Origin of the sequence: Cellulophaga sp. F20128 (genome assembly GCF_023015805.1) — a bacterium.
In the GTDB taxonomy this organism is placed as follows: domain Bacteria; phylum Bacteroidota; class Bacteroidia; order Flavobacteriales; family Flavobacteriaceae; genus Cellulophaga.
This window is the reverse complement of sequence record NZ_JALKBA010000082.1, coordinates 1-488: the sequence shown is the minus strand read 5'-3', so window position 1 is coordinate 488 and position 488 is coordinate 1. Positions and strand designations below refer to the sequence as shown.

Sequence of the window (488 nt, the reverse complement as noted above, 5' to 3'; positions counted from 1 at the left end):
GATAACGATGGTGTAGCCGATGGTGACGACACGGATCCTCTAGACCCTTCTGTTTGTCAAGATTTAGACGGTGATGGGTGTGACGATTGTTCGGCTACATCAAATACCGATTTTAGCGCTGGTAATAATTTTGATCCAGCCAATGACGGTTTAGATACCGATGGAGATGGTATTTGTGATGCCAGTGATACTGATGATGATAACGATGGTGTGGCTGATGGTAGTGATACGGCTCCTCTAGACCCTTCTGTTTGTCAAGATTTAGATGGTGATGGCTGTGATGATTGTTCGGCTACCTCAAATACCGATTTTAGTGTAGGTAATAATTTTGATCCAGCCAATGACGGTACAGATACCGATGGAGATGGTATTTGTGATGCCAGTGATCCAGATAACGATAACGATGGTGTAGCCGATGGTGATGATACCGATCCTCTAGACCCTTCTGTTTGTCAAGATTTAGATGGGGATGGGTGTGACGATTGTTC

At 44.5% G+C, this 488-nt stretch carries 1 pseudogene; it reads left to right on the top strand.

Annotation, left to right across the window (positions count from 1 at the left end):
- Positions 1-488: pseudogene (locus tag MWU65_RS17565) on the top strand (thrombospondin); the annotation flags it as partial.